Source organism: Corynebacterium sp. KPL4035, assembly GCF_037908325.1.
Lineage (GTDB): Bacteria > Actinomycetota > Actinomycetes > Mycobacteriales > Mycobacteriaceae > Corynebacterium > Corynebacterium kefirresidentii.
This window is the reverse complement of the sequence record NZ_JBBMGF010000006.1, coordinates 54,747-70,579: the sequence shown is the minus strand read 5'-3', so window position 1 is coordinate 70,579 and position 15,833 is coordinate 54,747. Positions and strand designations below refer to the sequence as shown.

General features: G+C 52.5%; 11 protein-coding genes. 5 read left to right on the top strand and 6 right to left on the bottom strand.

The window, feature by feature from the left end:
* Window positions 1-49 precede the first annotated feature (49 nt).
* The 4 genes from WMP96_RS07055 to WMP96_RS07040 all read right to left on the bottom strand — a co-directional run bounded on the left by WMP96_RS07055 (window position 50) and on the right by WMP96_RS07040 (window position 4,905).
* Window positions 50-964 (bottom strand): cutinase family protein, encoded by a 915-nt coding sequence (locus WMP96_RS07055; protein ID WP_301716239.1) that lies wholly within the window; start codon window positions 962-964, stop codon window positions 50-52.
* Window positions 965-986: 22 nt separating this feature from the next.
* Window positions 987-1,418, bottom strand: a complete 432-nt coding sequence (locus WMP96_RS07050) for a hypothetical protein (protein WP_301716238.1) — start codon at window positions 1,416-1,418, stop codon at window positions 987-989.
* Window positions 1,419-1,420: 2 nt separating this feature from the next.
* Window positions 1,421-3,367, bottom strand: coding sequence for an alpha/beta hydrolase-fold protein (locus tag WMP96_RS07045; RefSeq protein WP_023027781.1), 1,947 nt, complete (start codon window positions 3,365-3,367; stop codon window positions 1,421-1,423).
* A gap of 137 nt (window positions 3,368-3,504) precedes the next feature.
* Window positions 3,505-4,905, bottom strand: a complete 1,401-nt coding sequence (locus tag WMP96_RS07040) for an NAD-dependent succinate-semialdehyde dehydrogenase (RefSeq protein WP_301716237.1) — start codon at window positions 4,903-4,905, stop codon at window positions 3,505-3,507.
* A gap of 1,450 nt (window positions 4,906-6,355) precedes the next feature.
* Between WMP96_RS07040 and WMP96_RS07035 the strand changes: the two genes are divergently transcribed.
* From WMP96_RS07035 to WMP96_RS07020, 5 genes are all read left to right on the top strand, one after another.
* Window positions 6,356-6,880, top strand: a complete 525-nt coding sequence (locus tag WMP96_RS07035; RefSeq protein WP_301716235.1) for a hypothetical protein — start codon at window positions 6,356-6,358, stop codon at window positions 6,878-6,880.
* Between the two features lie 42 nt (window positions 6,881-6,922).
* A complete protein-coding gene (locus tag WMP96_RS07030) occupies window positions 6,923-7,234 on the top strand; it encodes a hypothetical protein (protein ID WP_301716234.1) in 312 nt (103 codons plus the stop codon).
* A 48-nt stretch (window positions 7,235-7,282) separates the two neighbouring features.
* Window positions 7,283-8,083, top strand: a complete 801-nt coding sequence (locus WMP96_RS07025) for a GDSL-type esterase/lipase family protein (RefSeq protein WP_301716233.1) — start codon at window positions 7,283-7,285, stop codon at window positions 8,081-8,083.
* Window positions 7,966-8,961, top strand: coding sequence for a GDSL-type esterase/lipase family protein (locus WMP96_RS11745; protein WP_445292945.1), 996 nt, complete (start codon window positions 7,966-7,968; stop codon window positions 8,959-8,961). Before WMP96_RS07025 ends, WMP96_RS11745 begins: the two co-directional genes overlap by 118 nt.
* A gap of 1,454 nt (window positions 8,962-10,415) precedes the next feature.
* Window positions 10,416-10,571, top strand: a complete 156-nt coding sequence (locus tag WMP96_RS07020) for an IS3 family transposase (RefSeq protein ID WP_234288152.1) — start codon at window positions 10,416-10,418, stop codon at window positions 10,569-10,571.
* Between the two features lie 103 nt (window positions 10,572-10,674).
* On the opposite strand, the gene WMP96_RS07015 is transcribed toward WMP96_RS07020, so the two are convergent.
* Both WMP96_RS07015 and WMP96_RS07010 read right to left on the bottom strand, forming a co-directional pair.
* The gene (locus WMP96_RS07015) at window positions 10,675-12,360 is read right to left on the bottom strand and encodes an AMP-binding protein (protein ID WP_340432587.1); all 1,686 of its coding nucleotides are present in this window, start codon (window positions 12,358-12,360) and stop codon (window positions 10,675-10,677) included.
* A 38-nt stretch (window positions 12,361-12,398) separates the two neighbouring features.
* Window positions 12,399-15,668, bottom strand: a complete 3,270-nt coding sequence (locus WMP96_RS07010; protein ID WP_340432585.1) for a cytochrome P450 — start codon at window positions 15,666-15,668, stop codon at window positions 12,399-12,401.
* Between the last annotated feature and the right edge of the window lie 165 nt (window positions 15,669-15,833).

The window sequence follows — 15,833 nt, the reverse complement described above, 5'->3', positions numbered from 1 at the left end:
TAAGTGAATGGTTTCTTTAATAAAACTATCGGAGGGTGGGGAATTGCTGTTACGCGGCGTCGATAAGCTGTCGGGCCCAGCCCACTACCCACTGGTTAGCCGTCGTGCCATCAATGACACCACTATTAGAGGCGTACTGCGCATGGACGCCATTCGCGGCAATCAAACCCTGCGCGCGCTCCAGCGCAGTAGACACGTTTGGCGGGGCATCACAGACTGAATCATTGGGCGCACAAATCTGGAAGGTCCGATCCGCCAAGCTACCGAACCCATTCGGGCGCGCACCACGCATGGACGCACCCGGAACGATGGGCTGAACTAAACCGGATACCGGCTGGAGGGCAATTTCCGCACCCACGCCGCCGACCTTGCGGCCTGGGTTTTGGCCAACGCCATTTTGGCGGCGACCATCTGCAATAAGGGCCACACCTGCAATGCTTTCCGCCGGCACTGCACCCTGGCCGCCACCGATCTCATCGGCAACGTCACCTGCAATGACCGCCCCCTGAGAAAAGCCACTCACAATGAATTTGGTTGCCGGGCAGCTCTCATGCACACTGCGCAGCTCATCATTCATCTTGGCGGTTCCCTCATTGCGGGAATCGTCGTAGCTCATTTCATGCTGTGCATTGATGTTTTTAAACTGCGCGGTATAAGGAAGGGTCCATACCTTCACGTCCTCCCCGTAGGCCTCCTGCAATGGCTTCGTAATAGACAGCATAAACGAGCGCGGATTGGCAGAAGGATTAAGGGGATCGTCGTCAGCCGCAGATTCCCACGTACCCGGGGCGGAAATGAACTCCACGCGCGGGCACCACTCGGGCTGCTGTGGCGGTGGCGCAGCCTGCTCCGTGGAATGCGGAGCTGGGGAGTCATCCGTTCCACTATTGAGGTAACGCGACGCGCCCACGCCGATAACAGCTAAAACGACGAGGACTGCGACAACGGTGATGGTTTTTCTCATGGATTAGTTGTACCAGGTGAACCTAGCAAATCCCTGTACGTGCGGAATCCGTAATCAGCTTAGAAAGCTCTTCAAAGCCCATCGTGGTGCGCTGTTGCTCAACAAGCTGGCCGGCGACCGCAGAGAGGGTGACATCATTCTCATCACAGGCTGCTTTGCCCGCGCCGAGGAGCTGATCTTCTACGCCATCAACGTTGACGCCGGCGTCTTTTAGCCTGCCTAGGTACTTGGCTTCCGATTCCGGCAGCTCGGCGGTGGGAATTTCAGAGATCTCACGCGCACCGCGGTCTTCCTGCGACTTAGAGGATGTCTCTTCCGCAGAGGTAGGGGCCTCCGACTCCCGCTCGAGGGGCGCGACCTCGGTCTCTTGCGAAGGTTCGCTATCCACCGTGGCAGAACCGCACCCCGCAAGGGTCAAGCACAGCGCCGCGCCCACTACTACTAGCTTGCGCATGACTACTTCTTCTCGGTCCGAACCTGGCCCAGAACCTCGCTGATCTTGCCGTGCTGGAATTCCTGGCTCAAGCCACCAGCGGCAATCTCGGAGTAGTCAGAGGTAGGCCAGCCGAACTCGCCCTGCTCCCAGCCAGCCTGGCCCCAGCGGTCCATAATCTTGCTCTTCAGAATGTAGTGCGCACCAGTCTTCGGGGACCAGTAGATGCTGCCCTTTTCAAAGGTCTGGAAGAAGCCGCCATTGACGGCGTTCTCTCCTGACGTCGGGAAGCCGAGCGCAGACTCCGCGCCGCCCATGTCCTTGTATTTGGCGCCGATAGCACCGTGTACTACCTGGTTGGAGCCATCCGGGTTACGGGTAAGGATTCCGTCCTGGAATTCCTGCATGTAGCCCTCACCGACCTTCTTTACCGAGCCGGTCGGGTACTTCAGGTCGCCCTTTTCGTAGCCATTCTTGCCCCAAGCCTGGAACATATCGCCGGTAATCTCCCAAGCGCCAGTCTCCGGGGACCAGTAGATGGAGCCGTGCTCAAAGTGCACGAAGCGGCCCTTGCCATCTGGCGTCTTGGACTCGCCGGTCTTCGGGAAGCCAAGCCAGGAGGTTGGTCCGCCGATTTCGGCGTAGCGAGCACCAATGCGGCCGAAGAGGGCATGCGCACCGGTGTCTGGGGACCAGTAAGCGGTGCCAGACTCGAAGTCCTGGGCCTTGCCCTTCTTAGCGACGTCGTACTCATTATTCAAGCAAGAGCCAATAACGCCGCTCTTGGTCTCCTTAGCGATGGCTCCGATTGCCTCACAGTCCGCACCGCGGTCGGCCTTGTCCATCTGCAATGCATCTGCGATGTATGGCCATGCCTGCTGCATCTCAAACTGCCAGTATTCCCAGCTGTGCACGCCGGATGGGCGGAACTTAACCACAGGGTCAATCTTGGCGCGCTTCGCATAATCAACATAGGTCTGGGTGGACATACGGGAGATGACCTCCAAGCCCATGCCAGCGAGGTTTGCCTGGCCCTTAGCCACGGAGTTGGCGTTGCCAAAGTCATCCTTGCCCGAACCTGCGGAGACATATACCTTCATGTCCTTCAGGTTTTCAATGCCCAGCTTTGGATCATGGTCGATCCAGTTTTGGGAGCCCGGCTGGCCCCACATCTTGCGGGAATCATAACCGCCGGCATCGCGCTGCGAAGCCATGATGGCTTCCGGCATGCCACGCGTAGTGGTATCGAGGTAGCCGGAGAAAGAACCCACGAAGCTAAACAGGTGCGGGTTGCGCTCAGCCAGGTTCATCGCGGCAGTACCGCCCATGGACAGGCCGGTTACCGCGCGCTTGTGGTTGGAGCGGTACTCATTGTCCAGGATCGGGATCAATTCCTTGGTCAGGAAGGTCTCCCACATATAGTGTTTACCGCGGTCTGCTTGCTCCCAGTCCGAGTAGAAGGAAGACTCGCCGCCTACCGGCATGATCAGGTTGACGTTGCGGTCGGCGTACTGGTTCAAAATATTGGTTTCAATGGTCCAGCCGGACTCATCGTCACGTGCACGCAGGCCATCCAGTGCCCATACCTCTGGGAACTTCTTTTCTGGGTGGGAGTACCAGTCACGGGCGAGCTGGATTTGCACCTTCTGCTCTTTGTCCGGCATCGCCGCAGACTTGATGTAGACCATCAAGTGGCGGTTGGTTAGGTACTCCACGCGGTTGATCTTCACGCCCTCCGGCAGGCCCTTAACATCCGGGTATTCGGTGTTCAGCGGGGTGCGGGCGGGTGGATCCTTCGGTGCGAAATGATCGGACAGGCTGGAATCGCCGCCGATTGCGGAAGAGAGATCGCCTACAGAAGATTGTGCGGTGGCGTTTGGCAGCAGGGCCAAACCCACGGCGATGGCGGTAGGTACTGCGGCCACAGCAAGGCCCTTGCGAGCCTTGCTCGGGGAAGTGCTTTTGCGCATAGGTAAACGTCCTTGAAGATTTGCCGCGGTACCTTTCCGAGGGTTCCCCTCCCCCGGACCGATGCCTACGGCGTGAGCTGTCTATCGTGTACTCAAGTTTAAGTTGAACTTGAGACTTACGCTAGACAGACACGCCGCTACATTGCCGGGGAATTACCCGGATTATCCTGTCCGCTCACGCGGTACAGGTGCTCGTTGACGAACTCGCCTACGCCCCAGCGCGCCAACTCGCGGCCATAGCCGGAGCGATTCACGCCGCCGAATGGCAGGCCTGCTGCGGTTACCGACGCCTCGTTAACAAACGTCATGCCATCGTTGAGCTGGTTGGCTACTTCAAACGCAGCATCCAAGTCAGTGCCCCACACGGAGCTAGACAGACCGTACTCAGAGTTATTGGCAATCTCGATGGCCTCTTCGACGTCCTTGGCCTTGTACACAATCGCCACTGGGCCGAAGATCTCGTTGCAGCCTACGTCGGCGGATGGGTCGACGTCGGTAAGCAGGGTAGGCTCCATGTAGGCGCCCTCGCGATCGATCTTCTTGCCGCCTACGCGAATCTTGGCGTCGCCGTTGGCCGCGGCCTTTTCGAGGCGCTCCACAATCTCATCGCGGGCGCCGATGGAAGACAGCGGACCGATATCGGCATTCTCCTCATCATAAGTACCGACCTTCATGTCCCCGATCTTCTTTTCCAGGTACTCCACACTGCGGTCATAGAAGTCCTCTAGAACGATAAGGCGCTTCGGCGCATTGCAGGCCTGGCCGGTGTTATACATGCGAATCAGGTTGTACTGATCCAATACCCACTCCAGATTCTCATCATCGATAACCAGGAATGGGTCATTGCCACCCAGCTCCAGCACGGACTTCTTGTAATTTTCACCAGCGGTCTTAGCAACGGCAGAGCCTGCACCCTCGGAGCCGGTCAAAGAAACGCCCTTGATGCGCTTATCCGCTACAAAAGCATCCATCTGGGAACCGGAAGCATAAATGTTGATATACGCATCCTTCGGCAGACCAGCTTCTTCCAAGATGTCCTGACATGCCTGGGAAGACAGCGGACAGATGGAAGCGTGCTTGAGCACGATGGTGTTACCCAGCAGCAGGTTAGGAGCTGCGAAGCGGGCTACCTGGTAGTACGGGAAGTTCCACGGCATAATGCCCAACAATGGGCCAATCGGCTCCTTGCGTACCACGGTCTTGTGCGCGTTCTGAGCCGGCAGGTACTCATCTGCGAGCAGCTCGTGCGCATGCTCGGCATAGTAGCGATAGATATCGGCAACAATCTGCACTTCAGCCTTTGCCCAACGGGTCAGCTTGCCCATTTCACGACCGATGTGGTCTGCCAACTCATCGATGCGCTCTTCATAAAGGTCTGCAGCGCGGGACAAAACCGCGGCACGCTCCTCGATGCGAGTACTACGCCATGCATCGTAGGCCGCGGTGGAACGGTCTAGGATGTCATCGCGCTGCGAATCATCGATGCGTTCAAACTTGTCTTCACTCTTGCCTGTGCTTGGATTCTCAATAGCGAACATGGGCCCCTGTATAGTCGCGGATCACAACCCACGCAAGCTTATGGAGCGACGAAATCGGCTCTAGATTGGGCTAGTTACGCAGAATTTACAACTCCCCGAAACCCCAGTAAACGAATAATTTAAGGATTGTTTATTTAATGATTATTTGATGCCAAGAGACAGGCCAATGCCCCCCCCCATCCAGATCCAACACCTATGTCCGGCTTAAATGCCACTAAGAAACAGCCCACGTAGCTTCTCGGAACCTGTACTGACGCAAATAACATTTGAGACGTAGCTGTTGCACCCCTTTTGTGACACCTGTGAACGTACCACCCAGTACTATCCCCACGATTGAAGGAATGGCTATGGCCGTACTGCTTCAAATCAACGAAATCGTTTCTGGTCCCATTAAAGACCTTCTAGTTCACATTTCTGGAGGAAACTTCCCAGAAATTAAGCTCCCGAACATATCTTTGCCGGAAGTAAACCTCCCGGAGCTTCCACCAATGTCGTCTCCGACTTACCCAGAAGAGGTTAACCTTGAGGTTGGCGGTTCCTCTTTCGGCGACTTGGGTTCCTCGAATTTCCTCAACGAGACTGGCTCTTCCGAGCTACTGAACGACTTTCAGTCTTCCGAATTGGATCTCAGCGCACTAGGCAGTGTTTTGGGCGGTTACCCCCCATTTAACACTCGGCACCCTACTACATGCTAGTGATATTGAAAGCTCCTGCAGCACGGCACTAGTTTAGGCATGCGCCTCCCAAAAGATTGCGGGTGGGAACGGACTTATAAGTCCGTTCCCACCCGCAATCTTTTATCATCTAGTTTTAGGGAAAGCGTCCTCTTGATTGGCGTGCTACAGGTTGGGCGCCTATTGCTAGGCCATAGGTTCTTTCAGATCTTATGAAAAGCGAAGCAATCGGTTAGTACAGCATGGACGTAGAAGATTGTCGACTTTAACCAGTTTTCTTTTCCAAAACTCTACTTCATGTCGAACTGGATCAAGTCGTTAGACAATCGCGTTTTCGAGGGGAGGCACCATTCGGACAGTCCTCCCTGTCGATCTCCTCCCCAATGCGATGCGTTTGAGCCGCTCTTTAATTCCCCCTCCTCTGACTGGCTGTCAGTGGCCGTACGGCCATCGTTTCGGACGACGGTTGCAAGTCAGCGGAAAACCGGTTTTCTATACGCGACGTTGCAGTATTTCATAGCGTTCGCGCACTCCCGCTGCACCTATTCCCTCTGCTAGTTAAATATACACCGGTGCATCAGCGCCTATTCACGCGTTACTGTTTCAAAACACTTAGGCTGGGAAACTCGCACTTGTCACAAACGGAAAAATGATACTTTCACAGACTCGGATTCAAGAGCCTCTAAGCTCACACGGCTACCAATTTTCACCCCCATAACAGGAATTACCGCCCCTCAGAATTGGATTTTCCCTGTATAAGCACTACGTTTGTCAGGGTGATGAGCAAACCTCACACACTCCTATTGTTCCCGATCCCTAAGACCATGAAAAATATAAAAAACAGGATAACTGCCGGCTTCATCGCCCTCACCGCGAGTTTCTCCCTCGCCCAAACTGCCAACGCAAGCCAAGGGCAGGAAATGGTAACCTTCGGTGATTCTATTACCGCCAACGGCGGAGCACCTGGTAGCCGCGCATCTACAAGCCCCTACAAGCCCTACATCCAAATCCACCCCTGCTTTAATGACAAACGGAACTGGGCACATCAAACCGCCGATAACTTCCACTACACCCTCGCAGATTACTCCTGCAACGGAACCAGCTACTGGGTGGACGCCTACGTAAATGACGCGATTCGTACCGGTAATATCGGACACAACACTAAAGAAGTCGTCTTCATGTACGGAGGAGTTCAGCCAGACACTCATATAGATGCCCTAGCCAACTCCACCCTCCCAAACATTCCTAAAGGATCCAACTATCGAGCGCTACTCAGCTCAGAGTTCGACAAAATCCGCTGAGTTGCCCCCAAAGCGCGGATCACTATGGTCAACTACCTGCCAATGACTGTAAATGACACGCTGTGCGCGATTAACGATGGCATCAGAGTTGTGCCTATCTCCTTCCCAGGTGCTACTAATGCGGAAGCCGAATTCAACCGTGAAATCGGACGCGCAGCACAAGCTTTAGGAGCCAACTTCATCAACCTCTATGACCAGGCCAAGACCCACGACACTTGCCAACCTAACGCCACTCAGCGTTGGACTGTAGCGTTGAAAACTCAAGCAGCACCTTCCGTCATGCCTATGCACCCGACAGATATCGGACACGACGGAATGGCCAGAATCATCACCAGCGAACTTCAAAAGCGTTAACCAGACGACAATCCCAGGAAGAACCTAAGAATGCGACTCCACACTAAAATGGTTGCAACTTCCATCGCAGCCGCAGCTCTCATGTCCGGAAATATCACTGCAACAGCCGCAGTACCAGGCAACACTGTCCTCACCGGAGACAGCGTGGTAGCAAACCCAACGCTCACCGATTTCTTGCAAAATAAAGCCAAAGTCAAGACAAATACTGGAGTAGGCTGCGTCACCGACGGCTCCATTGCCAATGAAATAGCCATCGCTTCTGGGGGCGCCCACGTCGATCAGTACCAATGCGCAGGCGCCTCTTTCGCAACTGGCGGTATACACATTGAAGACGCGCTTCGAACTGCAGCACAACGCGGCGATCTCAACCCACAGACCAAAAACGTAGTCATTGTCGCAGGCGCCAACGATACATACCCATACGGGTCTGATGTTGCTGCTTCGGAACGCGCAATCCGAAGCGGTCTGCGTAACGCCATTAGCGTAGCACATCACCATTCACCAAATGCTAAAGTCATTGTTGTCGGCTACCCACATGTATCTTTCAATAACATGTCCTGCTACAACAGTGGCTTGGGGTCATCAAACCCACTACCCATCCCAGCCGGTAGTACCGCTGGCACCGAACAGCGCCTCCAAAACACACTCCGTGAAGTCACGCAACAAAACAACGCTACCTTCCTCGACGCATGGCCGATGTCCCAAGGACACGACGCCTGCTCCCCAGACCGATGGTGGGTAAATCTCGTCGACATCATGCCACCAGCACCAGGAAACCTGCCTTTCCACCTCAATGCCCACGGCACACACGAATATGGCCGTTTCATTGGGCGAAACATTGCAAAATAGCCCCATGCCGCCAGTTCCGAGTAAACAATCAAAGGCCTAGGCTTTTCTTCCCTAGTACATTGGATAGACTCTTGCACGCCCAAAAAATCACTGCCGCACTTTTAACCGCAATACTTACAACCACGGCCCTAGCACCCTCCGCTCAAGCCCTCCGACCAGGAGACAAATACGTAGCACTCGGGGACTCCTACGCCTCCACGGGCACAATCACACGGCCTGCTCCGGGGAGCACCCCGGCCTGCGTCAGAGACCGAGACAACTACCCCCACCGACTAGCTGAGCTCCTCAACCTCCAGCTCGACGATGCCACCTGCGCTTGGGCGTTTACCTACCAATATGACAACCCTCAACATCACGCTCTGCCCCTCACCGCTCCAAGTCCTCAGAAGCAACATCTCACCCCCGACACAAAAATAGTCACCATTAGTCTCGGGGGAAACGACGCAGGCCTAGCCGCCCTTTTTGCTAGTTGCGCACCCCACGTTCAAATTCCCGGACTACCCGAGTGCGCGCCCCTCGCCGAGCCTGTAACAGATGGAAGTATCTACAACCCCGATTTCACTGGCAGGAATCTTAAACAGCGACTGATCGATATAGCCAACGATGTAAAGAGACGCGCACCGGCAGCCCAAATATTCTTCACAGGTTACTACACAGCCGCGACCCCAGAGCACACGTGCCCAGAAAGTGGCTTTCTCTCCCTAAGCGATCGACGATACATTGAAAGCTTTCTCACTAAGGTGAACTATACGCTTAAACAAGCAGCTTTGGAGTCACACACGACTTACATCAGCCCCCCCCAAATGACGATGAAGGTTGGTGCAAACCGCCGCATCAACGAAACTCCAACTTCCACGGGCTTCCCGAGGGCAATCTAATCGCTCATCCCACCGCATTAGGCCAACAACACATGGCACAAGAAATCGCCCGCAAGGTTCGCTAATCTCCTGCCCGAGCGGAGCAGTTGAAAATTTCAGTGGCTTCTGGCCCAGGTAGTCGAGCAATTCGGGCCTTAGGTAGTTCGGAGGCTCGTGATTTCCTCAGTTTGTAAACACCGAGCGCGGTTATCTGGTCGTTCATGCGTCTGCCGGAGACCTTTGTGCGGTGACTGTTTACAAAACGCGTTAATGCGGCCGCGGCATTCGTGTAGCTAGGCGAGAAAGGATTTTACGGTGCCTAGCTTCACGAAGTCTACGCCAATCAACCAACTCGGGTCTCAGAGGTCCTCCTCTAGCGATGGACAGCCAAGTTAGCGAGACCTGGATATTGACAAGCACGCCAAACTTGACGTACCCCGTAAAGAAGTAGCTAAGCTAAACATGAAAAGGGAGTTCTTCTCAAAATCGGCAGCCTTCTTCGTCACAAAGCAAAGAAGATAGAACGTTTGGGGATGCGGGCATTTCAGGGCTCTTCAGAGTAGCAGCTTGCATCGGCGTTGATTGATGCTTAGCCCCAAGCATTCCAGGCTTTCTCATATAGTGATATGAGTACGGGGTCAAAAATACCCCTTTAAGCAATGAATTGTTCAATTTAACAACCAGTGGATAGCAGTCGAAAGAGAAATCCACCGAATCCCTCGTCAAGCAACGGTCCCCACTCAGTTATGTTGAAGAAGTGTAGTTTAGTCGCTCTGGTTAATCTTGGCGGCATCTCGAAAAATTTGAGCAACTTGCTAGATTGCTCGTAGTTTTAGCTGGTTGTAGAGTGACCCCACTATATAATTTTCCACCACCCGGGCATTCAGAAGTATTCCCAACTGAAGCCCCCAGCCTTTCCGTATTGTACTGCTCCCCATTACTTCGCCTGAGAAATCAATTACCTACTCTAGTGGGGAGCAGTTGTATTCGCGCACGTAGTTCGTTGTCAGTGGCGCAGCGGGAGAATTGGCGGCCCGAGTTATGGTTACTAGGCTGCAGCTCAACATGTTGGTGTTCGCGTTGATCCAGTCCTTGTTTTGTTTGGTCGAGTCTTGCTCCATGGCAAGCTATGTCTTGTGAAAGGCCTTCAAAGCGTGAGGTTGCCGAGTTTAGGGTTGCAGGCCGCAAAGTGTATTTGTCACCGGTAATGGATCTCTTCGACCGCTGTATTGTCGCTCACACCGTGTCGCCATCACCGTCGATAGAGTTTATCGCCAAATTCATTGACAAAAGCGATTGCGGCTTGTGCGCCGAAGCCTGGGTGGGTGATGCACACCTATACCAAGGCTTCCAATACCAGCAGTCGACCTGGCGTACTTTGATTCACGACAACGGCGGTGTTCAGTCAGTGTCGCGTAAAGCCAACTGTGACGACAACGCAGTAATGGTCAACCTTTCGGACACTTAAAACCGAGATGTACCACGGAGAAGATTTTAGCAACGTCGAGGAACTCACCCATGCTATCGAAGATTACATCCAGTGGTACAAAACCGAACCCATCCAACAACGACTAAAGGGCCTGACCCCGATGCACTATCGGAATCAAGCCCTTGAACGTCTAACCACCTAGAATTAAACCAGCCCAACTTTTGGGGACCAGTTCATATCAGAAGGCAAGCAGAGGGGAGAATAGGCTTAGAAAAATCTCATCCTACACAGACGAATTGAACTCTCTAGGCTGTCGACTTGCCAGGAAGCTCAGGGCGTATAACCTTACCCATTGGGTTGCGAGGAAGATCAGTAACGAAAAACACGTCGCGAGGAGTGTGCGCGTCGGACAAGCCCTCGCGGACTAGCCGGCGAACTTCATCTTCTGTAAGCTCCTCCGAATTCACGCCGTCTTCCCGAATGATGTAGGCACGGAGAGCCTGGCCAAAGTCAGGATCTTGAACGCCGTGTACATGTACCTCTGCGACACGACTGTCTCGGATCAGTAAGTCCTCTAGCTCAGAAGGGAAAATCTTCTCACCATACTGCGTAATTACTAGGTCGTCCGCACGCCCGCCCACGTATAGCTTATTTCCCTTCTTATAGCCGCGATCACCCATACGCAGTAGCCCATTTTGAGTTTTAATATCAATTGATGGATCGGTATATCCGGCAAACATGTCGTAGGCACCGGCGAAAATCTCCCCTACTTCGCCGTCGGGAACCACTTGACCGTCATCGTTTCGTATCTCAATCATTGAGCCTGGGTGAATAGTACCAGTCAACGTTGGGTCTGCCGCCAAGTCTTCGGCTGCCGAAATCGCAAGACCAGAAGTTTCAGTGGAACCGTAGCAATTGTGGAAAATGGGGCCGAACTTTTGATTTACTTTTTGCACCTCGTAAGGGGTGAGGAGGCTACCTGAGGACGTTACAAACTCAAGGCCAGGCACGCGGTCAATACCGTTCTTATCCAAATAACCTATCATCCCGCGAAGCCGAGAGGCGGAGCTGATCCACGCATCCACACCATACCGTTCCACTTGTTCAAGTGCTTTCGCTGAATCGAAATTGCGTTGAGTAATGATCGTCGAACCGGTAAATAAGCACAACAGCATATTACCCCAGCCGTAGAAGTGAAATAGTACGCCTGTAAGAAGGACAGACATATCTCGGCGCCATGGGATAGCGCCCAAAATCGGTCCAATACCCTGAGGCGACTTAAGCTGGCGGCGTACAACTCCCTTCGGCATTCCTGTGGTACCCGAGGTCATCACGACATGCTGAGACTTCGTAGGCTTTTTGGGCAGGAGGTTCAAATTAGGACTGCCGGCTTCTATGACTCCCTCCATAGTAAGGACACCCTCAGGGAGGGAGGAGCTATCCTCCACGTGACCAATAATGATCTGACACGTCTTCTTAGTAGTCTCCGTAAGCCCTTCGTAGAAACATTGGTCCACGATGAGGGTTTTAACTTCATGGAACTCAAGCACGCGCTCGATCTGGGGGCCAGAGCTATTGGCGTTAATCATGAAAATATGGTAGCCAGCCATCTGACGTGCGCAAAGCGGAAATATTGCAGCACGCCCGTTTAGTGCCATGACGGCTACATTGCTTCCGTCCTCCACACCGTTTTTGAGAAGTCCGGTTGCTAGTCGAGTCACTTGCTCGAAGCACTCACCAAACGTTAGCTCGCCGTCGTCATCAACTAGGCCCAGACGTTCAGGGTGACGGCGTGCTGTATTCGCCAATGCGCCACTTTCCAACGTCCCAAACCTTCGAATAGTCTCAAAGTCGGACCTTACCTCCCGCGCCGAACCGAACTCAAAGATGTTGTTTTTCCGAATGACGTTAAGAAAGTAAAGGAACTGACGAACAACTTCCTTCCTAGGAACACCATGCTGAGTGTTAGGTTGCAGTGTGTATTTTGACATTGTTTTCCTTTCACGGCTTAAATTACTTAGTTGCAATTTTATGAAAATGCATCAGTGACATAGGTAAACGATTCTCGTTCCATCTTTCCAACTGCAGCGGCGGCAGCGCTTTCATCTAGGTTGAGATGTTCCCCAACAATCGTTCGCATGACTTCACGCACCGAGGGCGCAACCTTGGTCGCATCTCCGCAAACTAGGACCCTCGCGCCCCTGGAAATATAGTCCATTACCTCCTGACGATTCTCGTATACTTTGTCTTGAACGTACTTCACTTCATTTTGGGAAGAATTCATTTCTGGATGCCTAGAAAAGGCTGTCCTAACGTCGACTAGACCGTCTTTCTCCCAGACTTCCAATTCTTCACGATACAAGTAATCCGAATCTGGTCCGTGGCATCCGAAAAAGAGTAGTACAGGTTCCACAGCACGCGTACTATTCCGTGATTCAATCGCGCGTTCCTCGATGAACGCCCTCAAAGGTGCGATCCCTGTACCCGCACCGATCATCACCACTGGTTTGTCCACGTCATCGGCGCGGAAGTGGGGGTTTCCACCAACAACGGAAACGCAAACCTTTGCCCCTGGTTTTAGTCCAGCTAGATAGTTGGAGGCAACACCGGAAAAAACTCCACTTCCAGACCAAGCTGGAGACTCTAGCCTAGAGAAGGTAAGGGACACCCGATTAGTAGATGCCAACGAGGAGGAGGAAATAGAGTAGCGGCGGGGCTTCATTGGCTCGAGGAGGGACAAATACTCTTCAAAGCTCAAATCAATTGATGAATACTTCTCGAGGAGGTCTATCAATGAGGTCCTATTCTTCAACAACTGAGCATAAGTGGCCGGTTCAAGGAGCATTTCCAATTCCTTCTTTTCCGGGGGGCACACACAGTTGCGTTGTAGGATGCCGATGTGCTGTTTACTAACTGGAGTTGCAAGCTCAACGTAGTTAGTAAGTAGTTCAGTAAGAGTCATCACTTGGCCGACTGGAAGAATCGTAGATTTGCCGTTCAGCTTTATGCGGGCCTCGCTTGACAGTCTAAATCGATCCAAAACTCGATTTACTGAAACCTCTGGATTTCGCGGTAGTACTTCAAGATAGTCACCTGTAGAATACTTAACTTCTTGAGGTAGCTCTATATCCACCCGGTACTTATCATTGATCGGTCCATCTGCGGCGGTTGAAAGCCTGACAACTCTTTGAACTACGGCCTCAAAAAATTCGCTCTCCGAATCGGTCGACAAGGCATCTGCTCGACCTTCGCTCATGTACTGGATCTGAACAGAATTCGCTTCGTCTTGGCTGTCAATTTCTACCGAAAGATGATCTCCAATAGCCTGCCAAAGCTGCTTTTCCCAGTCCGCGAAATCCGAGAGGTAGTCTCCGCGAACATCTACAGCTCCCCTATCGACGAGCCGGTTAGCCCCCGCCGCTTCCATAGCCTGATCGATGACTGACGGCACGCGTTGGAACGTTTCCGCCCATTCGGAATTACCACTACCAATTACGGCAAAGCTTACTTCACCTAAGTCAGGACAGTCCCCAGTGGTCAGCCACTTGAAAAAAGACTTCGCATTCTCCGGCGGCAATCCCTCATAAGAGCTGGTAGCAATTATTACTACGTCTCCAGAGTGCAGGTCATCAACTGCATCATCGAGGTCAGCCACCTCCGTTTCAAAACCTTGCGAATTAGCGAACGCTTCCAGTTTTTTCGCATGATTCCGAGAAGTCCCAGCATTGGATCCGACGAATAGCCGCAGCTTATGCCCGTTTGGCTCGGCAACCGCAACCTTGTCAAACTTTTCCTCGCCGGAAATCGACCCACCTGCTTCGGTCTCAGACTCCCCGCCTCGACCCCGGTACGGGAACTTTTCTCGCGGAGCGATGTTGATCAATAGATCTTTCGGTTTCGAAGTGAGTCCATCCAACATGGTAAGTTCGTATGAAGGATCAGCGAATTCAAGATCGAAGTGTTGGATAATTAAAGCAAGAACCATTGTCGCTTCCTGCATGGCGAATGCACGGCCTAAGCAGGATCGCTCGCCGTTGCCAAACGGCTTCCAGGCGTTGTGCGGAATTTTCTTTGCACTCTCAAATTCAAACCTCTCCGGTCTAAATTCCTCAGGACTATCCCACACAGCCGGATCACGATGCATGTGTCCCAAAAGGACAAGAAGAGTGTCGCCTGGATTAACAGTTACAGGGTCGCCAGCCGTTCCTCCATTTTCGCCGATTGTGGTGGTTTCATAAGGTGTCACAGCATATGCTGGTGCCGTCGGGTATAGTCGCAAGCCTTCACGTAAGATCTGGTCTATGTATCCCAGATTCTTAAGATCTTCATACTTAGGAAAGCGACCATTCAAAACCTTGTCTGTTAATTTTCGAGCTTTCTGAAGGACTTCCGGATTCTTGATTAACTCATACACCACAAAACTTAGAAGTCCTGAGGTAGTCTCGTGGCCTGCAATCAGAAAAGTAATGAGCTGATAACGGAGGTTCTCATCGCTTAGCTTTTCACCAGTCGAAGGATCTTCAGCATTCATCATCACGTCGAGAACATCTTCATCACCCTCAGCGCTGGGATTCCGACGCCGCTCTGAAATCAACTCATCCACCGTATTTTCCATGGTTTTAATGTCCCCCTGGAATCGGTGTTGACCAATAAAGTCAAGCTTTTTTTGAATTTCAAGTGCGTGAGCCTTTCGGCCTGCATGATGTAGGCCTCTTGCCATTGCATTGACAAACGGGTGGAAACCTTCGGTGTAAAACGAGTTAAACCGATAGCTGAACGAGCATAGCGCGATCGTATCGAGAGTCAAACGAGTGAAATCATTAGCAACGTCAACTGCCGCTCCTGAAGAATTTCTGGACCACTTAAGCATTAACTGGTCCGCAATGTCCGTCATTTGACCATACATACTCCGCAACGCTAACGGGTTGAACGCCGGCATGAGAATACGGTGGGCTTTGCCCCACTCCGGATCATCATATTCAGAAGTAAACAGTCCATTCCCCGCAAAATTACGCACTACTTGCAGAGCAGGGTGGACTAATTTATGGAATCGGGATTCATCCGATAGTTCATCCACCAGTGCGAAGGAGCTCACTACATAGAAAGGCTCTGTCCCAGGGATTACCTGTCGATAAAATCGCCCATGTTCTTTAGCAAGCTTAGTTGCGGATTGTACAATGTTATTAGGGTCAACCGAATATGCAGTTCCGACAAACGGGTAAACCTTGGGTCCTGGCAATTCCGCCAAACAAGTTGAGTTATTGTCATTTTTCGAGGCGTTGGTGATAGTGCCAGTCATCTAGATTAGCTCCTTCTTTGAATTCACATCGCAGTAATACGTCTCGGATTGAAGTCCTTGTTGGACTTACAGATAGGAATTTGTACAGCTACGTTAAATGGCTCTTGAAGGCGTACTTCTAAAATAATTGAAATACTTGTTGAATGCTCGGCCATGCATTCAAGG